Raw genomic sequence first — 2,635 nt, forward strand, 5'->3', positions numbered from 1 at the left:
GTGAAAAGTACCCCTGGCGGGGAGTGAAATAGTACCTGAAACCGTGTGCCTACAATCCGTCAGAGCCCGGCTGCCCCTTGTGGGTGTTGGGGTGATGGCGTGCCTTTTGAAGAATGAGCCTGCGAGTTTGCGTTGTGTTGCGAGGTTAACCCGTGTGGGGAAGCCGTAGCGAAAGCGAGTCCGAACAGGGCGTTTGAGTAGCACGATCAAGACCCGAAGCGAAGTGATCTATCCATGGGCAGGTTGAAGCGCGGGTAAGACCGCGTGGAGGACCGAACCCACTTAGGTTGAAAACTGAGGGGATGACCTGTGGATAGGGGTGAAAGGCCAATCAAACTTCGTGATAGCTGGTTCTCCCCGAAATGCATTTAGGTGCAGCGTTGCGTGTTTCTTGCCGGAGGTAGAGCACTGGATAGCCGATGGGCCCGACCAGGTTACTGACGTTAGCCAAACTCCGAATGCCGGTAAGTGAGAGCGCAGCAGTGAGACTGCGGGGGATAAGCTCCGTAGTCGAGAGGGAAACAGCCCAGACCATCAGCTAAGGCCCCTAAGCGGTGACTAAGTGGAAAAGGATGTGGAGTCGCATTGACAACCAGGAGGTTGGCTTGGAAGCAGCCACCCTTGAAAGAGTGCGTAATAGCTCACTGGTCAAGTGATTCCGCGCCGACAATGTAGCGGGGCTCAAGTCATCCGCCGAAGCTATGGCATTCATGCGTTAACTAAGCCGCCTTTTGGGTTGGTTCAGGTGTGTGGATGGGTAGGGGAGCGTCGTGTCGCGAGTGAAGCTCCGGGGTGACCCAGGGGTGGACGCGACACGAGTGAGAATGCAGGCATGAGTAGCGAATCACGTGTGAGAAACACGTGCGCCGAATGATCAAGGGTTCCAGGGTCAAGCTAATCTGCCCTGGGTAAGTCGGGACCTAAGGCGAGGCCGACAGGCGTAGTCGATGGACAACGGGTTGATATTCCCGTACCGGCAAAGTAGCGCCCATGACGAACCTGGTGATGCTAACCACCCGAAACCTTGCTTACTGAACCCTTCGGGGGGATGGGGCTTGGCGGAGCGTGGGACCCGAGCTGGTAGTAGTCAAGCGATGGGGTGACGCAGGAAGGCAGCCCAACCACGGCGATGGTTGTCCGTGGCCAAGGATGTAGGGAGCAGTGTAGGTAAATCCGTACTGCTGACTTTGATGTCGATCCTGAGATCTGATGGGGACCCAATTGTGGGGAAGTGGGTGATCCTATGCTGTCGAGAAAAACCTCTAGCGAGCTACGCGCCGCCCGTACCCCAAACCGACTCAGGTGATCAGGTAGAGAATACCAAGGCGATCGAGCGAACCATGGTTAAGGAACTCGGCAAAATGCCCCCGTAACTTCGGGAGAAGGGGGGCCCGATCTGTGATCCCACTTGCTGGGGGAAGCAGTGACGGCCGCAGAGACCAGGCCCAAGCGACTGTTTACTAAAAACACAGGTCCGTGCGAAGTTGTAAGACGATGTATACGGACTGACTCCTGCCCGGTGCTGGAAGGTTAAGGGGACCTGTTAGACGCACTTGTGTGTCGAAGCGGAGAACTTAAGCCCCAGTAAACGGCGGTGGTAACTATAACCATCCTAAGGTAGCGAAATTCCTTGTCGGGTAAGTTCCGACCTGCACGAATGGAGTAACGACTTGGGCGCTGTCTCAACCGTGGACTCGGCGAAATTGCACTACGAGTAAAGATGCTCGTTACGCGCGGCAGGACGGAAAGACCCCGGGACCTTTACTATAGTTTGGTATTGGTGTTTGGTTCGGCTTGTGTAGGATAGGTGGGAGACTGTGAAGCATTCACGCCAGTGAGTGTGGAGTCATCGTTGAAATACCACTCTGGTCGTACTAGATGTCTAACCTAGGTCCGTGACCCGGATCAGGGACAGTGCCTGATGGGTAGTTTAACTGGGGCGGTTGCCTCCTAAAATGTAACGGAGGCGCTCAAAGGTTCCCTCAGCCTGGTTGGCAATCAGGTGGCGAGTGTAAGTGCACAAGGGAGCTTGACTGTGAGACAGACATGTCGAGCAGGGACGAAAGTCGGAACTAGTGATCCGGCGTCGGCATGTGGAAGCGACGTCGCTCAACGGATAAAAGGTACCCCGGGGATAACAGGCTGATCTTCCCCAAGAGTCCATATCGACGGGATGGTTTGGCACCTCGATGTCGGCTCGTCGCATCCTGGGGCTGGAGCAGGTCCCAAGGGTTGGGCTGTTCGCCCATTAAAGCGGCACGCGAGCTGGGTTTAGAACGTCGTGAGACAGTTCGGTCCCTATCCGCCGCGCGCGCAGGAAACTTGAGAAAGGCTGTCCCTAGTACGAGAGGACCGGGATGGACGAACCTCTGGTGTGCCAGTTGTCCCGCCAGGGGCACGGCTGGTTAGCTACGTTCGGAAGTGATAACCGCTGAATGCATCTAAGCGGGAAGCACGTTTCAAGATGAGGTTTCCCACCACTTATGTGGGTAAGGCCCCCAGCAGAACACTGGGTTGATAGGCCGGAGGTGTACAGCAGCAATGCCTAGCCGACCGGTACTAATAGGCCGAGGGCTTGTCCCACAACCACTCAACCAAGACAACAACCACGTTGCATGAGTGCTCGCGTCCACGA

The 2,635-nt window shown here is 56.0% G+C and carries 1 rRNA gene (only partly in view); it reads left to right on the plus strand.

Going from position 1 to position 2,635, the window contains the following annotated elements:
- Window positions 1-2,583 (plus strand): 23S ribosomal RNA (locus tag AB0N29_RS20845) (it extends 558 nt beyond the left edge of the window).
- Window positions 2,584-2,635 lie beyond the last annotated feature (52 nt).

Origin of the sequence: Nocardioides sp. NPDC092400 (genome assembly GCF_040684155.1) — a bacterium.
In the GTDB taxonomy this organism is placed as follows: Bacteria; Actinomycetota; Actinomycetes; order Propionibacteriales; family Nocardioidaceae; genus Nocardioides.